This window comes from Pseudooceanicola pacificus (assembly GCF_009789075.1).
In the GTDB taxonomy this organism is placed as follows: domain Bacteria; phylum Pseudomonadota; class Alphaproteobacteria; order Rhodobacterales; family Rhodobacteraceae; genus Pseudooceanicola; species Pseudooceanicola pacificus.
In genome coordinates this window covers 122,554-145,092 of sequence record NZ_WNXQ01000004.1, presented here as the reverse complement: position 1 = coordinate 145,092, position 22,539 = coordinate 122,554, and the positions used below count along the sequence as shown (strand labels likewise).

The 22,539-nt window shown below is 67.4% G+C and carries 22 protein-coding genes; 16 read left to right on the top strand and 6 right to left on the bottom strand.

Going from position 1 to position 22,539, the window contains the following annotated elements; translation table 11 throughout:
• The first annotated feature begins 401 nt into the window (after window positions 1-401).
• Complete coding sequence (locus GLS40_RS08785) at window positions 402-1,535, top strand: CaiB/BaiF CoA transferase family protein (RefSeq protein WP_160382386.1); 1,134 nt, start codon at window positions 402-404, stop codon at window positions 1,533-1,535.
• 44 nt (window positions 1,536-1,579) lie between these two features.
• On the opposite strand, the gene GLS40_RS08780 is transcribed toward GLS40_RS08785, so the two are convergent.
• A complete protein-coding gene (locus GLS40_RS08780) occupies window positions 1,580-2,770 on the bottom strand; it encodes an acyl-CoA dehydrogenase family protein (RefSeq protein ID WP_235905839.1) in 1,191 nt (396 codons plus the stop codon).
• Between the two features lie 135 nt (window positions 2,771-2,905).
• Between GLS40_RS08780 and GLS40_RS08775 the strand changes: the two genes are divergently transcribed.
• The 6 genes from GLS40_RS08775 (at window position 2,906) to GLS40_RS08750 (ending at window position 8,088) form a co-directional block, all read left to right on the top strand.
• The gene (locus tag GLS40_RS08775) at window positions 2,906-3,670 is read left to right on the top strand and encodes an enoyl-CoA hydratase/isomerase family protein (RefSeq protein WP_160382385.1); all 765 of its coding nucleotides are present in this window, start codon (window positions 2,906-2,908) and stop codon (window positions 3,668-3,670) included.
• 125 nt (window positions 3,671-3,795) lie between these two features.
• Complete coding sequence (locus tag GLS40_RS08770) at window positions 3,796-5,052, top strand: aromatic ring-hydroxylating oxygenase subunit alpha (RefSeq protein WP_160382384.1); 1,257 nt, start codon at window positions 3,796-3,798, stop codon at window positions 5,050-5,052.
• Window positions 5,049-5,606 carry an aromatic-ring-hydroxylating dioxygenase subunit beta gene (locus GLS40_RS08765; protein ID WP_160382383.1) on the top strand — a complete coding sequence of 186 codons (558 nt, stop codon included), beginning with the start codon at window positions 5,049-5,051 and terminating at the stop codon, window positions 5,604-5,606. The genes GLS40_RS08770 and GLS40_RS08765 overlap by 4 nt, the downstream gene beginning before the upstream one ends.
• 23 nt (window positions 5,607-5,629) lie before the next feature.
• Window positions 5,630-6,445, top strand: a complete 816-nt coding sequence (locus GLS40_RS08760; protein ID WP_160382382.1) for an enoyl-CoA hydratase/isomerase family protein — start codon at window positions 5,630-5,632, stop codon at window positions 6,443-6,445.
• A gap of 1 nt (window position 6,446) precedes the next feature.
• Entirely contained in the window at window positions 6,447-7,199 is a 753-nt protein-coding gene (locus GLS40_RS08755) for an SDR family NAD(P)-dependent oxidoreductase (RefSeq protein WP_160382381.1), read from the top strand.
• A 94-nt stretch (window positions 7,200-7,293) separates the two neighbouring features.
• Window positions 7,294-8,088, top strand: coding sequence for an SDR family NAD(P)-dependent oxidoreductase (locus GLS40_RS08750; protein ID WP_202076028.1), 795 nt, complete (start codon window positions 7,294-7,296; stop codon window positions 8,086-8,088).
• 106 nt (window positions 8,089-8,194) lie between these two features.
• Here GLS40_RS08750 and GLS40_RS08745 read toward each other — a convergent pair whose 3' ends face one another.
• The 5 genes from GLS40_RS08745 to GLS40_RS08725 form a co-directional block, all read right to left on the bottom strand.
• Complete coding sequence (locus tag GLS40_RS08745) at window positions 8,195-9,229, bottom strand: TRAP transporter substrate-binding protein (RefSeq protein WP_160382380.1); 1,035 nt, start codon at window positions 9,227-9,229, stop codon at window positions 8,195-8,197.
• Window positions 9,230-9,347: 118 nt separating this feature from the next.
• A complete protein-coding gene (locus tag GLS40_RS08740; protein WP_160382379.1) occupies window positions 9,348-10,631 on the bottom strand; it encodes a TRAP transporter large permease in 1,284 nt (427 codons plus the stop codon).
• Between the two features lie 4 nt (window positions 10,632-10,635).
• Window positions 10,636-11,169, bottom strand: a complete 534-nt coding sequence (locus GLS40_RS08735) for a TRAP transporter small permease (protein ID WP_160382378.1) — start codon at window positions 11,167-11,169, stop codon at window positions 10,636-10,638.
• A 189-nt stretch (window positions 11,170-11,358) separates the two neighbouring features.
• Complete coding sequence (locus GLS40_RS08730) at window positions 11,359-12,579, bottom strand: CaiB/BaiF CoA transferase family protein (RefSeq protein ID WP_160382377.1); 1,221 nt, start codon at window positions 12,577-12,579, stop codon at window positions 11,359-11,361.
• On the bottom strand, window positions 12,576-13,547 hold the full coding sequence (locus tag GLS40_RS08725; RefSeq protein ID WP_160382376.1) for an NAD(P)H-dependent flavin oxidoreductase: 972 nt from the start codon (window positions 13,545-13,547) through the stop codon (window positions 12,576-12,578). The genes GLS40_RS08730 and GLS40_RS08725 overlap by 4 nt, the downstream gene beginning before the upstream one ends.
• Window positions 13,548-13,817: 270 nt before the next feature.
• Between GLS40_RS08725 and GLS40_RS08720 the strand changes: the two genes are divergently transcribed.
• The 9 genes from GLS40_RS08720 to GLS40_RS08680 all read left to right on the top strand — a co-directional run bounded on the left by GLS40_RS08720 (window position 13,818) and on the right by GLS40_RS08680 (window position 22,528).
• Window positions 13,818-15,047: a CaiB/BaiF CoA transferase family protein gene (locus GLS40_RS08720; RefSeq protein WP_235905838.1), complete on the top strand. Its 1,230-nt coding sequence runs from the start codon at window positions 13,818-13,820 to the stop codon at window positions 15,045-15,047.
• Window positions 15,047-16,006, top strand: coding sequence for an NAD(P)H-dependent flavin oxidoreductase (locus tag GLS40_RS08715; protein ID WP_160382632.1), 960 nt, complete (start codon window positions 15,047-15,049; stop codon window positions 16,004-16,006). Before GLS40_RS08720 ends, GLS40_RS08715 begins: the two co-directional genes overlap by 1 nt.
• A gap of 87 nt (window positions 16,007-16,093) precedes the next feature.
• Window positions 16,094-16,861 carry an enoyl-CoA hydratase/isomerase family protein gene (locus GLS40_RS08710; RefSeq protein WP_202076026.1) on the top strand — a complete coding sequence of 256 codons (768 nt, stop codon included), beginning with the start codon at window positions 16,094-16,096 and terminating at the stop codon, window positions 16,859-16,861.
• A 29-nt stretch (window positions 16,862-16,890) separates the two neighbouring features.
• The gene (locus tag GLS40_RS08705) at window positions 16,891-17,661 is read left to right on the top strand and encodes an SDR family NAD(P)-dependent oxidoreductase (RefSeq protein WP_160382374.1); all 771 of its coding nucleotides are present in this window, start codon (window positions 16,891-16,893) and stop codon (window positions 17,659-17,661) included.
• Window positions 17,662-17,683: 22 nt separating this feature from the next.
• A complete protein-coding gene (locus tag GLS40_RS08700; RefSeq protein WP_160382373.1) occupies window positions 17,684-18,073 on the top strand; it encodes a Zn-ribbon domain-containing OB-fold protein in 390 nt (129 codons plus the stop codon).
• Window positions 18,070-19,224, top strand: coding sequence for an acetyl-CoA acetyltransferase (locus tag GLS40_RS08695; RefSeq protein ID WP_160382372.1), 1,155 nt, complete (start codon window positions 18,070-18,072; stop codon window positions 19,222-19,224). The genes GLS40_RS08700 and GLS40_RS08695 overlap by 4 nt, the downstream gene beginning before the upstream one ends.
• A gap of 21 nt (window positions 19,225-19,245) precedes the next feature.
• Window positions 19,246-20,106 carry a MaoC/PaaZ C-terminal domain-containing protein gene (locus GLS40_RS08690; protein ID WP_160382371.1) on the top strand — a complete coding sequence of 287 codons (861 nt, stop codon included), beginning with the start codon at window positions 19,246-19,248 and terminating at the stop codon, window positions 20,104-20,106.
• Complete coding sequence (locus GLS40_RS08685) at window positions 20,106-21,272, top strand: acyl-CoA dehydrogenase family protein (RefSeq protein WP_160382370.1); 1,167 nt, start codon at window positions 20,106-20,108, stop codon at window positions 21,270-21,272. Before GLS40_RS08690 ends, GLS40_RS08685 begins: the two co-directional genes overlap by 1 nt.
• Window positions 21,273-21,388: 116 nt before the next feature.
• Complete coding sequence (locus GLS40_RS08680; RefSeq protein ID WP_160382369.1) at window positions 21,389-22,528, top strand: TAXI family TRAP transporter solute-binding subunit; 1,140 nt, start codon at window positions 21,389-21,391, stop codon at window positions 22,526-22,528.
• The last annotated feature ends 11 nt before the right edge of the window (window positions 22,529-22,539 follow it).

Genomic DNA, 22,539 nt, shown 5'->3' with positions numbered 1-22,539 from the left:
AGTCGACCGGTTTTTTTACTTGAGTATCACATATCGCTTACCGATCAAGTGCCTTGGGTGAAAAACCTGCGGAGTGTTCGGTTAATTGCACGGGGAAAACGCGACTTTCCCGGGCGGCCCGCAGGGGCAGACCGGGCGACCGGGCGCGGTCGGGCCGCGAATACCGCGAATCGCTTCGGTTTTTGCCACGGCGGCAGAATCGCCAAGCATACATGGGGTAGGCGGGGACATGGCACCGCGTTGCGCAGGGCGGCGGCGCGCAGGGCGCATCAACCGGCCCACGCTTTCGCTGCCGCGCACATTGCCGTCGACCCGATCCGGCGATATAAAAACCGGACGAACGTTATGTTATTGGGCTGTCGCGGCCCGACGACTCGGATACCCCGGAAAGGCAGGACAACATGAACAGAACCGGACCCCTGGCGCATATCAAGGTGGTCGAGATGGCGGGCCTCGGGCCGGGGCCCCTGGCCGGGCAACTCTTGGCCGACCTCGGGGCCGAGGTGATCGTGATCGACCGTGCCTCGGGCCCGGCCGATCCCAGCGACATCAACCGGCGTAACAAGGTTTCGGTCGCCTTGAACCTCAAGTCCGCCGCCGGGCGCGATGCGGCGCTGGCGCTGATCGCCGGGGCCGACGCCCTGATCGAGGGGTTCCGCCCCGGCGTGATGGAGAAGCTGGGCCTGGGCCCGGATGTCTGCCTTGATCGCAACCCGGGCCTGGTCTTCGGGCGCATCACCGGGTGGGGGCAGACCGGGCCGCTGGCGCAGACGGCGGGGCACGACATCAACTACCTGTCATTGACCGGCGCGCTGGCCGCGATCGGACCGGCCGGCGGACCGCCCGTGCCACCGCTGAACCTGGCCGCCGATTACGGCGGCGGCACGATGTTCCTGATCTTCGGGCTGCTGGCGGCCCTGCTGGAACGGCAGGTCTCGGGCAGGGGGCAGGTGGTCGATGCCGCGATGGTCGACGGTGTGCCGGCGATGATGAGCGTCTTTCACATGTTCCGCCACCAGGGCCTGTGGGACCTGGAACGCGCGCGCAACATGCTGGACGGCGGGGCGCCCTTCTACCGCTGCTACGAGACTGCCGACGGCAAGGCCGTGTCCGTCGGTCCGATCGAACCGCAGTTCTTTGCCGAGTTGTGCGCGAAGGCAGGGCTGGAGCATGTGCCCCCGCACGAGCAGATGAACAAGGACACCTGGCCCCGCCTCAGCGCCGCCTATGCCGAGGTGTTCCGCACCAAGACCCGCGACGAATGGGTGGCCCTGTTCGACGGCGGCGATGCCTGCGTTGCGCCCGTGCTGACGCTGGACGAGGCCGAAGCCGACCCGCATATGCGCGCGCGGGGAGTCCTTGTCCGGCAGGACGGGATCATGCAGGCCGCACCCGCGCCGCGGTTCGACCGGACCCCCGCCGGAGCGCTGCGCAGCCCGCGTGCCCCCGGCGGCGATTCCGAAACCATTCTGGCGGCCGCCGGCTTTTCGGCCGAGGCGATCGCCGCCATGCGGGCGGACGGCACGCTGACCTGACGCGGTCCGGCCCGGCGCGCCAGGCAGGCGCCGGGCCGCCGGGGTCACATCCGCTTGGCGACCTCTTCCAGCATGACCTCGGTCGCGCCGCCGCCGATCCGCAGGATCCGGGCGTCGCGCGCCATGCGTTCGATCGGGGTGCCGCGCATGTAGCCGGTGCCGCCGTGCAACTGCAGGCAGCCGTGCACCACCTCGTGCAGGATCTCGGGGCCCACGGACTTGATCATGGCCGTCTCGCGGCTGACCGGCTGGCCCGCATCCTTGGCGGCGGCGGTCTGGTAGGTCAGCGCCCGGATCATCGCCACCTTGGACGCGAGGTCGGCCAGGCGTTGCCGCGTCGCCTGCTGATCCCAGATCGTCTTGCCGAAGGCCCGGCGGGTGCGCACGTAGTCGAGCGTCAGCTCGATCGCCTTGGCCCCCTCGCCGGCACAGAAGGCACCGATCATCAGGCGCTCGTGTTCGAACCCCTTCATGATCGCGTGAAAGCCCCGGTTCTCGCCCCCCAGCATCGCATCGGCAGGCAGGCGCATGTCCTCGAACGCCAGTTCGGCCGTGTCCGAGCAGAGCCAGCCGTGCTTGTCCAGCTTGGCGGCCACCTTGAAGCCCGGCGTGTCCGTCGGCACGAGGAACAGCGAGATCCCCCGCGCGCCCGAGCCGGGCCCGTCGGTCCGCGCCCCCAGGATCACGAGGTTGCCATAGACCGCGTTGGTGATGAACATCTTGGTGCCGTTGATCACCCAGTCGTCACCGTCGCGCGTGGCCCGGGTGGCCAGCCCGGCGACATCCGACCCGGCGCCGGCCTCGGTCACGCCGATGCTGCAGACGGTCTTGCCGGCGATGATGTCGGGCAGGAACCGCGCCTTCTGTTCGGGTGTGCCGACCCGGGTGATGTGGCTGGCCGACATGTCGGTGTGCACGGTCACCGAGGCGGTGAACCCCCCGAAGGTCGAGCGCGACAGTTCCTCTCCGAAAACGACCGAGGCGAGGGAGCCCATCTCGGTCCCGCCATAGGCTTCTTCGTGCTGCATGCCCAGCAGGCCCATCTCGCCCAGCTTCAGGTACATCTCGCGCGGGATCCTGCCCTCGCGTTCCCAGGCCTCGCCGTTGGGCACGACCTCACGCTCGACGAAGCGGCGCACCTGTTCGCGCAGCATCACCAGGTCCTCGGTCACGAAGACGGGGTCGTTCAGGCGAAAGCCCGCTTCCATCTGGTCGGAGCTGCGGGTGATGTTCATGGCGAGTCCTCCTCGTGCCTGATCGGGGGTGCATGCCCCGGTGGACGGTCCTACAAATTGCACATCGGATGGGTCATTGCTAGATAAGACGAACGGCTAGCCGGTTTATTCAGTAATAGGGGAGGCGATGGCGCCATGAAGGAAGTGGACCTGCAGTTCCGGGGCGACCTGGCCGAGATCGTGCTGAACCGGCCCCATCGAAAGAACGCCCTGCGCGGCGAGGACTGGGCGGCCCTGGGCGCGGCCGCGGCGCGCGTGACCGACAGCGGGGCCAGGGCGCTTCTGATTCGGGGCGCGGGCGGGGCCTTCTGTTCGGGCTTCGACATCAGCGAGATCGAACCGGACAAGGCCGATGCCTTTGCGATCATCGACGGCCTGGTGAACCCGGCCCTGCGTGCCCTGCGCAACGTGCCCGTTCCGGTGATCGCTGCGGTACAGGGGGCCTGCGTCGGGGGTGGCTTCGGGATCGCCGCCACATGCGACATCGTGCTGGGCGGATCCTCGGCGCGATTTGGCTCTCCCTACGGAAATATCGGCATAATGAGCGACGCCGGGCTGCACCTGTTCCTGCGCGAGACGCTGGGATACCAGCGCGCGGCCTACCTCATCCTGACCGGCCGGCTGCTGTCGGCGGACAAGGCGCTGTCCCTCGGGCTCTGCGCCGAGGTGCTGCCGGATGACGAGCTCGATGCCCGGGCCGAGGAGCTGGCCACCTCGCTCGCGGCCGGGCCCACGGTCGCGCTCAGGCTGTCGAAACGCATCCTCAGGGAAGAGCGCGACGCCGACGCGGCGCTGGAGCGGGAGGCGGTCTATCAGAACCAGGTCTTTGCCTCGGAGGACGCGGCCGAGGGCATCGCGGCTTTCCTCCAGGGCCGCAAGCCGCGGTTCACAGGGCGCTAGGCGGCGCCGGAACGGCCCGTCGCACGGCATTGACTTGGCGCCCGTCGGCAATTATTAGGATGGCTGTCCGGTTTTATCAAAATCCGCACGCAGATGTCGGCAGGCAACCCGGGGAGGGAGAGACGATGGACGGAGGCTTCAAACCGAAGTGGGACGAGCTGATCCAGCCCGGCCGGGTTCACGGGTCGCTCTACTACGACCAGGGCATCTTCAAGGAAGAGGTCGAGAAGATCTGGTTCCGCACCTGGGTCTACATCGGTCACGAAAGTGAAGTGCCGCAGAAGAACGACTTCGTCACCAAGTCCATCGGCCCGATGCCGGTGCTGATGGTCCGCGACATGAAAGGCGAGATCCAGCTCTTGCTGAACCGCTGCCCGCACCGGGGCAATGCCGTCTGCGTGCAGGAACGCGGCAACCGCGCGCGGTTCACCTGCCCGTATCATTCCTGGACCTTCGCCAACACCGGCGAGCTGATCAACTATGCCTTCCCCGAGGGCTACAAGGGCACCGACAAGTCGCAGCTTGGCCTGGGCAAGGTCACGCGGATCGCGAACTACCGCGGTTTCATCTTCGGTTCGATGGCCCCCGAGGGCCCGACGATCGAGGAACACCTGGCCGGGGCGAAACGCTGCATCGACCAGCTCTGCGACAATTCCCCGACCGGCGAGATCGAGATCACTGCGGGATTCCTCAAGCACCGCACCCGCGCCAACTGGAAGTTCATCCTGGAAAACGAATGCGACGGCTATCACCCGGCCTTCGTGCATTCCTCGATCTTCTCGGTCTCGGACAGTGCCATCGGCGACCTCTACGGTGACAACGCCGTGGCCGTGACCCGCGACCTGGGCAACGGCCATACTGAGGTCGATCCGCGCCCCGAATTCCGCCGCCGCGACAAGCCGATGTCGTGGTTCGGCACCACGCCCGAGCGCCTGCCCGACTATGTCGCCCAGATGAACGAGGCCTATGGCGCGGACCGTGCGCGCCAGATCATGATCGACGGCACGCCGCACACGATGATCTTTCCGAACCTCTTCATCGCCGAGATCCAGATCTTCGTCATCGAGCCGGTCTCGGCCAGTGAGTCGATCCAGCATTCGACCGCGATCCAGTTCAAGGGCGCGCCCGATATCAACCGCCGGCTACGCCAGCAGACCATGGGATCCGTGGGGCCGGCGGGTTTCCTGCTGGCCGACGACACCGAGATGTACGAGCGCAACCAGCGCGGCCTGGAAATCCGCGAACCGGAATACCTGTTCCTCAAGCGCGGCGAACACCGCGAACGGCGCGACGAGGACGGCTATCGCATCGGTCATTCGACCGACGACCTGCCGTCGCGCGCGATCTGGGAACACTACCGCGAAGTGATGGAAGACAAATGAGCACCGAAGCAGCCGAGATCGAAGGCCCCGACATCCTCAAGGAATGGGTCGGCAAGCCGCGCGTCTATGAAAAGGCGTTCAACCCCGAGCTCTACCACGAGGTGCAGCAGTTCATCTTTCGCGAGGCGCGGCTTCAGGACATCCACGACTACGACGCGTGGGAGGCCCTGTGGACAGATGACGCGCTCTACTGGGTGCCGGCAAACGGGACCGATACGGATCCGGAGCGGCAGATGTCGCTGATCTACGACAACCGTTCGCGCATCGCGCTGCGGGTGCGGCAGCTCAAGACCGGGCGCAGGCATTCGCAGACACCGCCGTCACAGCTGGCGCGGGTGATCTCGAACTTCGAGCTGTTGAAGTCCGACAGCGAGGACCTCAAGGTGATGTGCAACAGCCAGATTTTCGAGACCAACATGCGTGGTGACACCATGTGGGCCTCGCGCAACGAGTATTCGCTGCGGCGGGTCGGGGGAGAGTTGCGGATGGCCTACAAGAAGGTCGTTCTGATCAACAACAACAAGGCGATCTACACGCTGTCCTTCCTCGTCTGACCGGGGAAGGAGGGGAGGAGCCCATGACAGGCGAAACGGACACGCTGGTCGGCGAAGGACCGGTGCTGCTGAGCTACGGCGCGGGCATCGCGCATGTCACGCTGAACCGGCCCGAAACGGGCAACGGCTTTGACGTCGACCTGATGAAGGTCTTTCAGGATGTCGTCATGCGGGTGCACGGCGACGCCCGCGTCCGGGCGGTGATCCTGTCGGGCAACGGCAAGATCTTCTCGGGCGGCGGCAACGTGAAGGACTTCGTCTCAAAGGGCGATGACCTGCCGCACTACCTGCGCATGGCCACGGCCTATCTGCAGGTCTGCGTCTCGGCGCTGGTGAACCTGGAGGTGCCGGTCGTGACCCGGGTGCACGGCTTTGCCGCGGGCGGGGCCGGGCTGGGGCTGGTCTGCGCTTCGGACATCGTGATCTGCGGGGCAAGCGCGAAATTCATGGCCGGTGCGACCCGGGTGGGCATGTCGCCCGATGCCGGGGCCACGGCGACCCTGTCCAAGATCGTTGGCTTCCGCCGGGCGATGGACATGGTCCTGACCAACCGCATCGTCGAGGCCGAGGAGGCCGAGCGCATCGGCCTTGTCACGCGCATGGTCCCCGACGACCGGCTCGACGAGGAGGTGAGGGAGACCGCGCGCCTGCTGGCCGCAGGCGCCCCCAAGGCGCAGTCGGCCACCAAGCGGCTGATGTGGAACGGGCTGGCGCGCGGATTCGAATCCGCCCTGCCGGACGAGGCGCGGGAAACCGCGTCGCTGTCGGGCACGAAGGATTCGATGGAGGGGCTGAAGGCCGTCATCGAACGCCGTGCCCCGGTGTTCCGGGGTGAATGACATGGACCTGAACACCCGGCTGGCCGGGTTGTCGGCCATGATCACCGGCGGCGCCAAGGGCATCGGCGCCGCCATCGTGCGACGCCTGGCGGCCGAGGGCGTGCGGGTGTCGATCTTCGACCGCAACCCGGACATCGCCACCGCCCTGGCCGCTGATTGCGGCGGCGGCGCGCAGGTCGCCGCGGTGGACCTGACCGACTTTGCCCGCCTGCGCGAGCTGATCGCCGAACAGGGTCCCTTTGACATCGTGATCAACAATGCGGGCGTCGACCAGCATGCCTTCTTCACCCAGACGACCGAGGAGGACTGGCGCCGCCTTTTGCTGATCAACCTCGAAGCGGTCTTTGCCGTGACCCATGCCACCCTGCCCGCGATGCAGCAGAAGGGGTTCGGCCGTATCGTCAACATCGGGTCCGAGGCGGGGCGCCTCGGCTCGCGCGGCGGGTCCGTCTATTCTGCGGCCAAGGGCGGGCTGATCGCCTTCACCAAGTCGCTGGCGATGGAAAACGCCCGCTACGGGATCACCTGCAACACCATCGTTCCGGGCCCCATCGACACGCCCCTGTTGCGCCGCGCGGTGCAGGACGGCGGCGACAAGCTGCTGCAGGCGATGGAGAACGCGACCCTGGCCCGCCGCCTCGGCACGCCCGAGGAGGTCGCCGCTACAGTCGCCTTCATCGCCTCGCGCGAGGCCGGCTACATTACCGGCGAGACGCTGGGCGTCTCGGGCGGTATGGGCGTGGCGGCCGGCTGACGGCGGGGGTGTCCGGTCACTTCCCTTGGGACAGGTCATCCGGCCGAAACCCGGCTATCCTGCGTGCCAACCGGACCGCGAGGAGGACAAACAGATGAGCGACAGGCAACCCGACATGCAGGGCGGGGGGCAGGGGCTGCTGGCGGGAAAGATCGTTCTGATCACCGGCGCGGCCTCGGGGATCGGCGCTGCCACGGCCCGGGCGGCGGCCCGGGACGGTGCCCTTGTGGCCCTGGCGGACCGCAACCTGGATGGCGCCCGCGCCCTGGCCCAAGAGATCGCGCAATCCGGCGCGACGGCCGAGGCCCTGGCCGTGGATGTCGCGGACCGGGACAGCGTGGCCGCGATGGTCGCGGGCGTCGTCGACCGTTTCGGCCGGCTGGATGCCGCGCTGAACAACGCCGGTATCGGATCGAACGAGACCGGGTCGACCGGGCTGAGAACCGGCGAACTGGACTACGAGTCCTGGCGGCTGATGATCGACGTGAACCTGACCGGCGTGTGGCTCTGCATGAAGCACGAGCTGGTGGCGATGACCGCGGGGGCGTCCATCGTGAACATGGCCTCGATCGCCGGGCTGGTCGGCATGCCGATGGCATCGCACTACGCGGCGGCCAAGCATGGCGTCATCGGGCTGACGAAATCGGCCGCCATCGACTATGGCCGGGCCGGGATCCGGGTCAACGCGATCTGCCCGGGCTACGTGGAAACGCCCCTGATCGCGCACAGCAGCGCGGACAAGCTGGAAGCTATCGCGCGCAAGACACCCATCGGGCGGCTGGCCCGTCCCGAAGAGATCGCCGATCAGGCGGTCTGGCTGATGTCCGACCGTTCGGCCTATGTCACCGGCGCGGCGCTGGCCGTCGATGGCGGCTTTACCAGCACCTGACCCCGTGCGCCCTTGCACGGGCGGCGCATGAAAAGGGCCGGGCGGTACGACACCTCCCGGCCCTTGTGTCCGTCCGTGCGGCGGGATCACCCGACGCGCGGCGGCCTTATTCCGACAGGGCCGCTTTCATGGCTTCCAGCGTTTCGGTGCCCTTGAACCCGCGTCCGTCCAGCCCCTCGGCCCATTTCTGCTGGATGGTCTTCGCCTTCTCGGCGAAATCCGCCAGACTTTCCGGCGTCGCCTTGTAGAATTTGGCGCCGAGGTCGGTCATCTCCTTGATGGCGGTGTCGTTCTCGGTCTCCAGCGCGCTGCACAGGTGATCCGAGGTCGCCGTTCCCGCCTCGGTCAGGACGGCCCGGGCCGCCTCGGGCAGGTTGTCCAAGGTTTCCTGGCTGACCGAATAGGTGATGATGATGTTGGCGAACCCGAAGCCGACGGTGCCAAAGTTGGTCTGGTCGTACAGGTCATAGCCCTTGTACGAGCTGTAGGGCCCGAGGTTGAAATCGATGGTGCCCCGGTCCAGCGCCTCGTAGGTCTCGGCGCCGGGAATGTTCACCGGCACCCCGCCCAGGGCCTCGACAACCAGGTTGGTGGCCGCGCCGGTGGACCGGATCTTGCGGCCCTTGAGGTCGTCCAGCGAGTTTACCGGAACATCCGGGCCGCTGATCTGGTAGGGGGGCAGCGGCGTCGCGAACAGGGGGCGGATCCCCTGGTCCTGGAAATCGTTCTGTGCGACCGGCCCTTCGGTTGCCAGCTCGCGATAGGCCCTGCTGCCCGCGCAGACATCCGAGAAGAGGCCCGGAAGGCTGCCGACATCGGACAGCGGCATCTTTTCCGACACGTATGCCGGCGGCACATAGGCGATATCGACCAGACCGGTCTGCAGGAGGGTGAGGAAGTCGCCTGCCTTGCCCAGTTGCGAGGCCGGGAAATACTCGATCGTGATCTTGCCGTCCGACAGCGTCTTGACCTGATCCATGAAGTACTGTGCGCCTTCCTCCGAAATCACATGGGTCGTGGGGAACGAGTCCGCCAGCTTCAGCGTGATCGGGTCGTAGTCCTGTGCGGTGGCCAGCCCCGGCAGCAGCATCGCACCGGCCAGCACCACGCCGCCGACAATAGTCAGGTTAGCGGTCATCATCGTGTTCTCCTCCCATCGGCGCGCCTGTCCGCGCGCCATCCATTCAAGGATATTGAGCGCGATCCGGCCCCGCAAGTTCTAAAAGCAGAACTATAGCGCTTTAAACCGTGATTTCGGCCTACATCCGGCTGGGCAGCCACAAGACGATCGCCGGGAACATCAGCAGGATCGCGATGACCATGAAATGGGCGATGACATGGGGGAAGGTGCCGCGAAAGACCTGGCCCAGCGGGCGTTCGGCATAGCGGGCGACGACGAAGCAGTTCAGCCCCAGCGGTGGCGTCACCAGCCCGATCTCGGCCACGATGATGAAGACCACGCCGAACCAGATCAGGTCGAACCCCAGGCTGTCGACCAGCGGCACGACGATGGGCACCGTCAGAACCAGGATCGCCATCTGGTCCATGATCATGCCCAGCACGACATAGCCGGCCAGGATGATCAGCAGGATGACCCACCGGTTGGCTTCCAGCGCCGCCACGTAGGAGATGATGTCCTGCGTCAGGCGGGTGATGGTGATGAAGTAGCCGAAGATATGCGCCCCCAGGATGATCGTCAGGATCATGCAACTTGTCATCGCGGCCCGCCGGAAGGCATGGGCGAAAAGCCCGAACTGCCACCGCCCGCGTGCCAGCGCCAGGATGAAGGCCCCGGCGGCGCCAACGGCCGAGGCTTCGGTCGGGGTGGTGGCGCCGCTGTAGATCGCTCCGGTCACGAAGCCGAAAAGTACCAGTGTTGGGATGACCCCGGTCAGCAGCCGGAACCGCTCGCGCATGGGGACGCTTTGCACCGGCGGGGCGGCGTCGGGGTCGATGCGCACCAGGATCGCCACCGTCAGGATGATGGTGAACATCACCAGCATCCCGGGCAGGACCCCGGCGACGAAGAGCTTGGCGATCGAGACCTCGGCCATGAAACCGTAGACGATCATCCCGACCGAGGGCGGGATCAGGATCGCAAGCGTGCCCGAGATGGCGACCACGCCACTGGCGAGTCGCGCATCGTAACCCTGCCGCAGCATGGACGGAATCGTCGTCGCCGCCAGTGTGGCCGCCGATCCGGTGGAGGATCCGCAGATCGCGGCAAAACCGGCACCCGCCACCGATGTCGCCATGGCCAGGCCGCCGCGGATCCGGCTGAGCCATGCGGCGGCGGCCTTGAACAGGTCGTCGGTCACACCGCTCAACAGGACAAGTTCGGCCATCAGCAGGAACATCGGAATGGTCACCAGTTCGTAGACGCCGACGGTCGACAGGGGTGTGGTGTCGAGGATGGCATAGAGAAACCGTGTGCCCCCGAGCGCATAGAGTCCGGTCGCGCCGGCCACGCCCATGGCAAAGCCCACCGGCATCCCGAGGACCAGCAGCCCCAGCATCAGAATTGTGATCAGCAAGACCAGCATGGGATCAGTGCCCCCCTTCGGCCGAAGGCAGGGGCGGCGCGTCGCGCGCGCCCAGGACGGCGGCGGCATGCCCGACGGCATCCAGGATCAGCCGCAGCACCAGAAGGCCGGTTCCGAAGGCAACCACAGCCGTTGTCACCCAGACCGGCCAGGGGATCGGGCCCGGCATGATCTCGGCCCGCTCCAGGCTGACCAGCGACCGCGATCCGGCCAGCCAGCCGATCAGCGCGAACAGGACGGCGGTCGCCGCGCAGGTCACCGCCTCGATCAGGTGCCGCAGCCGCGGCGGCAGAGCCACGTTCAGGAAGTCGATCCTGACCTGCGACCCGGCCGTGTAGCTGAGCGACAGGATCAGGAAATAGGCCGCGACCATCAGGTAGCGTCCGACCAGGTCCTGCACGCCGGCAATCGGCGCGGTGAATGCGTAGCGCATGAAGGTGTCGGCGCACATGGCGACCATGATCCCCAGAAGCATCAATGCCGCCAGGGTCCCCAGAACCACTTCGATCCGGCTCATCATGAATCGCAGGTGTCTCAACTACAGGTCCTCCCGTCCGTTTTCCGCTCAGGCGGCGCCGTGCGCCGGCAGGGCCGGGCGGATGTGCCGCCGTGGCCCGCCGCCTCCCCGCGGCTCCGAAGCTTCCATTGATCTATCTCTAGTCTTTCCCCGGAGGAAACCACAATCTCGTTTCGCGGCGCGGACCGGGGGCTTTCGGCTCTGGCGCCTTCAGTCCGGCGGGGCAAGAAGCTCTCCGTCACGGATCATCGCCCGGATCTCGTCGCCGCCCAGACCGGCCTCGGCGGCGATGGCGGCGCCGTGCTCGCCCAGCCGGGGCGGCAGCCTGTCAAGACCAGCGAAGGGGGCCGAGGCGCTGACCGGAAACCCCAGCAGGCGGATGCGCCCCTCGGTCGGGTGATCGTGTTCCGGGAACATGTTCCGGGCCGCCAGGTGCGGGTCCGCCAGCAGGTCCTCGACCGTATTCACCGGCCCGTAGAGGATATCCGACCGTTCCAGCAGCGCGATCCATTCGGCGGTCGTCTTCTGCGGCAGGGCGGCGCGCACGATGCCGTAGACATCCTCGAAATGCAGGGCCCGCTGGTCGAGCGTCGCAAACCTCGGGTCCTCGGCCAGCTCGGGCCGGCCGATCAGGGCAAAGAACCTCTGCCATTGCTGGTCGGTATAGGGCAGCACGCAGAGTTGCCCGTCGCTGGTGGCGAAGGGCGCGCGGTTCGGGTTCAGCAGGCGCGCATAGCCGGTCCCGCCCTCAGCGGGGTCGTAGGCCGCGCCGGCCATGTGTTCCGGCAGCACGAAGGCCACCATTGTCTCGAACATCGGCACCTCGACCGCGATCCCGGTGCCGGTCCGCGCGCGCCGCAGAAGGGCCGCCAGCACCGTGTTCACGATGGTCAGCGCGACGACCTTGTCGGCCACGACCGTCGCGGTGAAATGCGCCCCGCCGCCGGCCCGGTTCTGCAGGTCGACCAGCCCCGACATGGCCTGGATCGTGTCGTCCGCCGCCGGACGGCCGGCATAGGGCCCGCCATCGGCAAAGCCGTTGCACAGGCAGTACACCAGGCCCGGGTTCCGGGCGCGCAGGCTCGCCCCGTCCAGGCCAAGCCGGGTCAGCGCGGCCGACCGCGTGTTGGACAGGAAGACATCCGCCCCCTCGACCAGCCGCCGCACGAGGTCGCTGCCGCGCGCCGATTTCACGTCGACGGCGATACTGCGCTTGTTCCGGTTGAACTGCAAAAAGGTGTGCCCCATCCCTGCCGATCTGCGGGGCGAGGTTCTGCGGAACAGGTCGCCCTCCAGCGGTTCGACCTTGATCACCTCGGCGCCGTAGTCCCCGAGCGTCTGCGCGGCAAGCGGACCCATACCCAGCCCCGCCATCTCGATCACGCGGATCCCGTCGAGCGGGCGGGCGTCCTGCTGTGCCGTGTCATTCATGCCTTGGCACCTTCCATCGTGGCCCTGGCGTCCGATGCGCCCGACAGGGACCGGAGCGCGGCCGCGTAATCGCGCCGGATCTCGGCGACGATCTCGGCCACAGGCATGACAGATTGCGCCAGCCCCACACCCTGTCCGGCCCCCCAGATGTCGCGCCAGGCGCGCGGGGCATCCGGCGCGTCCATGCCGGGGCCCTTGCCGGACACCGACAGCGCGTCGACCGACAGGCCGGCCGCCCGGATCGAGGCCGCAAGGTAGTTCGCCGGCACGCCCGAGAAATGCGGGGTATAGACGATATCCGCGGCGGCGGCGTCCAGCAGGGCCTGCTTGTAGGCGTCGGGGGCGTTCGCCTCGGTCGAGGCAATGAACCGCGTGCCGATATAGGCCAGGTCGGCGCCCATGGCGCGCGCGGCCAGCACCCCGGCGCCATCGGCGATGCCGCCGCCCAGGACAAGCGGCCCGTGGTGAAGGCCGCGCAGTTCCCGAACGAAGGCGATCGGGTTCAGGCGGCCACCGTGCCCGCCCGCCCCGTTGGCCACCGCGATCAGGCCGGTCACACCGGACTCCAGCGCCTTTTCGGCGTGCCGGATGGTGGTGACATCATGCAGGATGACCCCGCCATAGCCGCGCACCGCCCCCGCGAAATCCGGGTCGACGCCCATCGAGGTGATGACGATCGGCACCCGGGCGTCGATGCAGGCGGCCATGTCCGCGCCGCGGCGCGGGTTGTCACGACGCAGGCTGACATTGATGCCGAAGCGGCGGCGGTCGGGGATCGCCTCGCGGATGCGGGCGATCTCGTCCCCAAGCCCCGCGCCGTCCCGGATGTTCAGGGCGGGCATGGTGCCGACGATCCCGGCGCGGCACTGGGCGATGACAAGCTCGGGTGTCGAGACGATGAACATGGGCGCCGCCATCACCGGAATGTCCAGCGTTTCCCACGGAAGAGGGTGCGATGTGGCGTTCATGAAGTCATCCCCGGTCGTCGGTGCCGCCCCGTCGGAGGCCTTCCCCAAAGTTAGACATATATGCAGGTAAATGACCACACCCGTCATGGTGGCACGCGTATCTTGTTGACATGTGATCCTTCAAATACATGAAATTACACACTTTAATTGTCTTGCCAGTGAAGAACTATTGATAATACTTTTGGTACGTGACCGGTGGCGGCCGTGCACCGCGCCAGACGGGCGCGCTGCTGCCGGCGCCTGGATGATTCCTGCGGGGGGGGAGACGAGATGCAGCTGGACAGAAGCCTTACGGGATTGCGGGTCCTGGACCTCAGCCGGGTGCTTGCCGGACCCTGGGCAACCCAGAACCTCGCCGATCTCGGGGCCGAGGTGATCAAGGTCGAGCGTCCGGGCCTGGGCGACGATACCCGCGCCTGGGGCCCTCCCTTCGTGAAGGATGCGGACGGCAGGGACACCTTCGATTCCACCTATTTCGTCTCTGCCAACCGGGGGAAGAAATCGGTGACCATCGACTTCTCGAACCCCGAGGGGCAAGAGATCATTCGCGCCCTGGCGGCGGAATGCGATATCCTGGTCGAGAACTTCCGCACCGGGACGCTGGCGCGCTACGGGCTGGACCACGCGTCGCTGGCGCAGGTCAATCCCCGGCTGATCTACTGCTCCATCACCGGTTTCGGACAGGACGGCCCCTATGCCGGGCTTCCGGGCTACGACTTCGTGCTCCAGGGCATGAGCGGGCTGATGGACATGACCGGCAACCCGGACGACCAGCCGGGCGGCGGGCCGATGAAGGTGGGCATCGCCATTGGCGACATCCTGACCGGCACCTTCGCCACCAGCGCGATCCTGGCCGCCGTCGAACAGCGCCACCGCACCGGGCGTGGCCAGCATATCGACATGTCGTTGCTGGATTGCGTGGTTTCGCTCACCTCGTACCAGGCGCTGAACTACCTGATCGGGGATCGCATGCCGCGCCGGTTGGGCAATGCCCATCCGAATATCGTGCCCTACCAGGTCTTCCGCTGCGCCGAGGGCAACCTGATCCTCGCGATCGGCAACCAGTCGCAGTACGAGAAGTTCTGCAACGCCATCGGGCGCGGCGACCTGGTGAGCGACCCGCGGTTCGCCACCGGCGCCGGGCGGATCGAAAACCGCGACGACCTGATCCCGCAGCTCGAGTCCGAGATGATGAAGCGCACCATGCTGGAGTGGATCGACTTCCTCGAACCGCACGGCGTGCCCTGCGGGCCGATCTATCGGATGGATCAGGTGTTCGAGGATCCGCAGGTCAAGCACCGGCAGATGAAGGTCAGCGTGCCGCACAGCACGGGCGGCGACATCCCCAATGTGGCAAGCCCCTACCGCCTGTCCGATTCGCCCGTGCGGTACGATCACGCGGCGCCGACGCTGGGCCAGCACACCGACGACGTGCTGGGCCGGGTGCTGAACTATGACGCGGCGGCGCTCAAGGCGTTGCGGGACAGGTCCGTCCTGTGATGGGCCTCCCGCGCGACATGTTCCGTGGCCTGCGCCTGCCGGTCATCGGCTCGCCCATGTTCATCGTTTCGGGGCCCGAGCTGGTGCTGGCGCAATGCCGCGCCGGGATCGTGGGCACCATGCCCTCGCTCAGCATCCGCCACGCCGAGGAGCTGGAGCCTGCCCTGGCCGGGATCCGGAACGCGCTGAAGGCCGAGGGCAAGGATGTGCCTTTCGGGATCAACCTGATCGTGCACCGGACGAACGCCCGGCTGGACCATGACCTCGATGCCTGCGTCCGGCAGGAGGTTCCCGTCATCATCACCTCGCTGGGTCCGTCCCGCCGGATCGTCGAGCGGGTGCACGGCTACGGCGGCCTCGTCCTGCACGATGTTACGAACCTGCGCCACGCGGCAAAGGCCATCGGCGAAGGGGTCGACGGCCTGATCGCCGTCTGTGCGGGGGCCGGCGGGCATTCCGGCGCGCTCAACCCCTTTGCCTTTGTCAGCGAGCTGCGGCAGCAGTTCGACGGGCTGATCGTGCTGGGCGGGTCGATCTCGTCCGGGCGGGACATCGTGGCGGCCCGCGCTCTGGGGGCCGACCTCGTTTACATGGGCACCCGGTTCATCGCCACGCAGGAGGCGACGGCGCCCGGTGCGCAGAAGCAGATGATCGTGGCATCCCGGACAGCGGACATCGTGACCTCGTCCTACTTCACCGGCGTGTCGGGCAACTACCTGGCGCCCAGCATAGCGGCGGCGGGGCTTGACCCGTTGCAGGTGGCGGGCTCCGCCGGGGCGGGGATGAAATTCTCGGACTCCGGCTCCAAGGCCAAGGTCTGGAAGGATATCTGGAGTGCGGGCCACGGCGTCGCCGCCATCTCGGACGTGCCCGCGGTGGCAGAGCTGGTCGACCGGCTCGATGCCGAATGCGCCGAGGCGCTGCAGGCGCTGAACCGGCCGCGCGCCGCCTCGGGCTGAGGCCGGCCACCGTGGCGAAGTCATGTTGACTCAATGTTTACCCAAAGATAGTCCTACAGTATATTTTTGCATAACACGGATAGCGAATTGCCCCAGGTCATCCCAACCTCCCGCGGCCTTGTCACGGTGCTGACGCTCAGCTCTCCGGGCCGCAAGAACGCGATCTCGACCCAGATGCGCACCGAACTGCTGGAACAGGTCACCGCGCTGCACGCGGATCCGTCCGTGCGCGCCATCGTGTTGACCGGCGCCGACGGCGATTTCTCGGCCGGCGGGGACATCACCGAGATGACGTCGGACCAGAAGATCGCGTCCGGCCGCCTGCAGATCCTGCATGATACGGTCCGGCTGCTGATCTCCGGTCCCAAGCCGGTGATCGCTGCGGTCGAGGGCGCGGCCTTCGGCGCCGGCCTGTCGCTGGCGGCGGCCTGCGACGTCGTGGTGGCGGGCGAGGGCGCCCGGTTCGGCGCCGCCTTCGGCAAGGTGGGCTTCGTCGCGGACTGCGGGCTGCTCTGGACCCTGCCGATGCGCCTGAGGCCGGGCGTGGCCCGGGACATCCTGTTCTCGGCCCGCAGTATCCAGACCGACGAGGCGCTGGCCCTCGGTCTCGTCGACGAGGTCGTGCCGCAGGGCGGCGCGGTAGATGCGGCCGTGGCCCGCGCCGAACGCTATGCCGCGGTGGCACCGCTTGCCATCGCCGAAACGAAGGCGTTGCTGGGCGCCGCGCCACAGTCGCTGGACGACCTGCTGGAGGCGGAAAAGGCGGCACAGCTGCGCCTTGCGCTGACAGAGGATCACGCCGAGGCCCGCAAGGCCTTTCTGGAAAAGCGGCAGCCGGATTTCAAGGGCTGCTGACAGGCGCCCGGGGTTTCAAGGAGCAAGACATGAAGAACCTGGTGTCCCTCGAAGGGAAACGCATCATCGTCACGGGCGCAGGGCAGGGCATCGGCCGTGCGGCTGCGGAAATGGCCATCGGCCTGGGGGCGAAGGTTGCCGCCGTCGACCTGAACGAGGCGGCGGTGCAGGACTTTGCCGCCGCCCACGGCGACGCGGCCATGGGGATCGCCGGCAACGTGGCCGAACCGGATCTGGCGCCTGCCGTCGTGCAGCGCATGGTCGGGGAATGGGGCGGCGTCGACGGGCTGGTGAACAACGCCGGCATCACGCGCCCGGCGATGATCCACAAGATGGCCATCGAACAGTGGCGCGACGTGATCGACGTGCACCTGACCGGGTCGTACCTGTTTCTGCAGGCGGTCGGATCGCACCTGCTGCAGCGCGCCAAGGACGGCGAACAGGCGCCCGGCGCCATCGTCAACGTCTCGTCCGATGCGGGCAAGCGCGGGTCCATCGGCCAGATCAACTATGCCACCGCCAAGGCCGGCCTGATGGGCATGACCATGAGCGCGGCGCGGGAATGGGCCAAGTTCGAGATCCGCACCAACACCGTGTGTTTCGGCGTGGTCGAGACCCCGATGACCGAGGTCGTCCGCGGCGAGAAATTCCGCGACAACACGCTGGCGCAGATCCCCATGGGCCGCTGGTCTCAGCCGGACGAGGCGGTCTCGATGATCTGCTACCTGTTGTCCGATGCCGCCTCCTACGTGATCGGGCAGCATATCTCGGTCAACGGCGGCTACCACATTTCGACCTGAACGCGTCGCAACGGAGGGTGCCGTGAACCAACCGAACCCCGAAGCCGAGTTCCGCGCATTCCTTGCCGAGAACCGGTTCATGATCCAGCGCAGCCGCAGCAGCGGGCGCCATGTCTTCTATCCACGCATTGCCGAGCCCGGCACCGGCGCGCGCGATCTGGAATGGGTCGAGGCGAGCGGCGCCGGCACCGTGCACAGCTTTACTGTGGTCACGCAGCGCGGCGATGCGCCGGATTACAACATCGCGCTCGTCGACCTGGCCGAGGGTCCGCGCCTGATGACGCGCCTTGTCGGGCCGGGCGCCGACACGCCCGGGATCGGACAGGCCGTGCGGGCCGAGATCGAGACACCCGAAGGCGGCGACCCGTTGCTGGTCTTCCGTCTTGTCGCGGAAGGGGAGGCAGAGCAATGACCGAGGCACGCTTTCCAAGGGGCCGCGCCGCGATGGTCGGCTGGGCCACCCACGGCATGGGCGAAGCGCCGGGGCAGAGCTCGATGGACCTGGCCGCCGGGGCCGGGCTCCTGGCGCTCGACAGCGCGGGGCTGACGCTGGCCGATGTCGATGCGCTTTACGTGGCGCTGCCGGACGACATGCTCTCGGGCCTTTCGCTGGCGGAATACTACGGCATCCACCCCAAGGTCACAGGCAACAACCGCACCGGCGGGTCGGCCTTCCTGTCCCACGCCATCGAGGCGGCGCTGGCGCTGGATGCGGGACTTTGCGACGTGGCGCTGATCACCTACGGGTCGAACACGCGGACCAACACGCGGCGCTATCCGGCCCCGCCGGGAGAGTCGCCCTACGAAACCGCCTACCGGCCCAACCTTCCGGCCTCTTATGCGCTGGCCGCGCGGCGGCACATGCACGAGTTCGGCACCACCCGCGAACAGCTGGCCGAGGTCGCGGTGGCGGCCCGCAAGTGGGCGAACCTGAACCCCGACGCCTACAAGCGCGGCGACCTGTCCATCGACGACGTGATCTCGGCCCCCATGGTCGCCTCGCCCCTGACCGTCCGGGATTGCTGCCTTGTCACCGACGGTGCGGCGGCGGTCGTCATGACCCGTGCCGACCGCGCCAGGGATCTGCGCGACGCGCCCGCCTACCTGCTGGGCGGTGCGGCCGCGACGACGCATCGCTACATCGCCGCCATGCCCGACCTGACGGTAACGGCGGCGGCGCAGTCCGGGCCGCGCGCCTTCGCCCATGCCGGGCTGGCGCCGTCGGATGTCGATGTGCTGCAGCTCTACGATGCCTTCACGATCAACGTCATCCTCTTCCTCGAAGACCTGGGGTTCTGCCCCAAGGGCGAGGGCGGGCGCTTTGTCGAGGGCGGCGCCATCGCGCCGGGCGGCACGCTGCCCGTCAACACCAACGGCGGCGGCCTGTCCTGCGTGCATCCGGGGATGTACGGCCTTTTCACCATGGTCGAGGCCTGCCGCCAGATCGCCGGAGAGGCCGGGGACCGCCAGGTCGACGATGTGAACGTGGCGCTGTCGCATGGCAACGGCGGCGTGCTGTCCAGCCAGGCGACCCTGCTGCTCGGCTCGGCCGCGACCCTTTGACCCCGCCAGGAGAACCGTCACGTGATACCTTATGATCGCGCCCTCGCGCTAAAGATCGACCCGGCCCGCCAGACCTACGATGCGCGCGACACGATCCTTTATGCCCTCGGGCTGGGCCTGGGTGACGCGCCGACCGATCCCGGCCAGCTGGCCTACCTGTGGGAGGAAAAGCTGACCGCCTTTCCCACCATGCCGGTGGCCTTGGCGTTCCGCTCGATGCGGGATATCCCGCTCGAAATCGACTATTCGCGGCTGGTGCATGGCGCACAGGGGCTGGTGATCCACAAGCCCCTGCCGGTTGCGGGCACCGTCATCGGAACGACGACCGTGCGCGACGTGATCGACCGTGGCGCCGACAAGGGCGCGCTGATCTACCTGGACCGTGACCTGCATGACGAGGCGACCGGCGATCTGCTGGCGACCGTGAAGATGACGGCCTTCTGCCGCGGCGATGGCGGGGTCGAGGGCGCGCCCGCGCGCGACACGCCGGCCGTGCATCCGATCCCCGACCGTCCCGCGGACGTGACGGCCGAGGTGCCGGTGCTGCCGCAACTGGCGCTGATCTATCGTCTGTCCGGCGACCTGAACCCCCTGCACATAGACCCGGCACTTGCCGCCAAGGTCGGGTTCGAGGCGCCGATCCTGCACGGGCTGGCGACCTTTGGCCTGGCCGGGCGGGCGCTGGTGGAACATGTGCTGGACTGGAACGCGCAGGGCCTCAGGGAAATCGCCGCCCGGTTCTCGGCCCCGGTCTATCCGGGCGAGACGCTGAAGATCGAGATCTGGCGCGATGGCGGCACCGCCAGCTTCCGCGCGACGTCGCTGCAGCGGGACAAGGTCGTGCTGAACAACGGTTACGCCAGGCTGGACGGCGCCGGCTGATGGATTTTCGCCCCTCCGAGGACCACGCGGCGATCCGGGGCGCGGTGCGCGAGATGATGCGCGCCTTCCCGGATGCCTACTGGTCCGAGCACGACGAGACACACACATATCCGGAAGAGTTCTACCGGGCCTTTGCCGATGCCGGGTTCCTTGGCACGGCCATCCCCGAGGCCCTGGGCGGGTCGGGCCTGGGTATCGTCGAGGCGGGGCTGGTCCTGATGGAGGTCGCGGCCTCGGGCGCCGCGATGAACGGGGCCAGCGCGGTGCATATCGGGATGTTCGGCATCAACCCGGTGGTGAAGCACGGCACCGATGCGATGCGCAGCGCCCATGTGCCGCATGTCGTGTCGGGCGACACCCGCGTCTGCCTCAGCGTGTCCGAACCGGACCTCGGGACCGACGTGTCGAATATCCGCACCCGTGCCGTGCGGGACGGCGACGGGTACGTCATCACCGGGCGCAAGACCTGGCTGACGACCGCCTCGGAATCCCACCGGGTGCTGATCCTGACGCGCACGGCCCCGCGCGCGCGCGAGGGCAATCCCTACCACGGCCTGACGATGTTCTTTTCCGAGCTGCGGCACGCAGAGCTCGACATCCGGCCGATCCGCAAGATGGGACGCAATGCCGTCACCACGAACGAGGTGGTGTTCGACGGCTACCGCGTGCCGGCCTCGGACATGGTCGGAGAGGAGGGGCGCGCCTTCAAGCTGCTGCTCGACGGGCTGAACCCCGAGCGCATTCTCGTGGCATTCGAGGCGATCGGCGTCGGGCGGGCGGCGCTGGCCAAGGCGGTCACCTATACAAAAGATCGCACCGTTTTCGGCCGGGCCATCGGGTCCAACCAGGCGGTGCAGTTCCCGCTGACCGATGCCGCCATGCGACTGGACGCGGCCGAGCTGATGGCGATGAAGGCCGGGTGGCTCTACGACAACGGTCTGCCCTGCGGGCCTGAGGCCTCGATGGCCAAGTTCCTGGCGGCCGAGGCGGGGTTCATGGCTGCCGACCGGGCGATGCAGGCCATGGGCGGATATGGCTATGCCTCCGAGTTTCATGTCGAACGGTACTTCCGCGAGGCGCGGTTGCTCAGGATCACGCCGATCTCGGAGAACATGATCCTTTCGTACCTGGGAGAGCAGGTGTTGGGCATGCCCAAAACCTACTGAATACTTGGCTCAAGTCGGTAAAGTATGGTAGGTCTATATTTAATCCTTGTTGCGACTCGAGATCGCGACGGGACTGTATGGCCCGCATCGGATCGGGTCGCTCAGGGAGGAAAACGATGAAGTTCACAAAGCTTGCGGTCTTCGCGGCCGCGATGACCGCACTGCCCCCGATGACAGCGTCGGCGCAGGAGCTGGAGTTCCCCGCCACGATGGTCTGGAGCGCCTATCCGACGGGCGCCATGGGCTATGCCCATGCCGTCGCCTTCGGCAATGTCCTGCAGACGAAATACGGCAGCAGCCTGCGCGTGCTGCCGGGGCAGAACGACGTGGCGCGGCTGCTGCCGCTCAAGGCAGGCCGGGCCGATCTCTGCATCTGCGGGATCGGCGCCTATTCCGCGGTCGAGGGGCTGGGCGATTTCGCCAGCCGGGACTGGGGTCCGCAACCCTATCGCGTGCTGCGCGCGGGCTATGGCGATTACGGCTTCGCGCCGCTCAGCTCGGCCAAGTCGGGCATCAAGGATGCCGCCGACATCGCCGGCAAGCGCGTGGTCTACATTCCCGGAAGCGACTCGCAGAACGAGATCACGACCGCTTATCTGGCCTTCGCCGGCCTGACCTGGGACGATGTCGAACGGGTCGAAATCCCGGGCTATACCCAGGGGGTCGAGGCGATCGGATCCGGCCAGGCCGACCTGATGGCGGCGGGATCGGTCGCGACACCGACGATCATGCAGCTTCAGACCAGCCCGCGGGGCATCTACTACGTCCCGCTTCCGGCCGAGGATACCGAAGGCTGGGCCCGCCTGCAGGCCGTCGCGCCCTACCTGAGCGCGCACCAGATCACCGTCGGTGCCACCATGTCGGCGGACAACCCGCATGCCGGGGCGATCTATCCCTATCCCATCCTGATCGTGAAGCCGGACTATGCGCCAGGCCTGGCCCATGACGTCACCAGCTTCATGGCCGACGACTATGACGCCTATGCCGAGGCCGCCCCGGCACCCGCCGGCTGGAAGCTGGATCGCCAGCGGTTCGACGGTGTCTTTCCGTTCCACGAGGGCGCGGTGGCGTACTTCAAGGAACAGGGCATGTGGACGGACGAGGCCCAGGCCCATCAGGACATGCTGCTGAAACGCCAGGAGGTCCTCGCCCAGGCCTGGACCGACTATACCGCCAGCGCGCCCGACGATGACGAGGCCTTCAAGGCCGGCTGGCTCAAGGCCCGCCAGGCCGCCCTCGACGCCGCCAAGCTCTGACGCGACCGGCG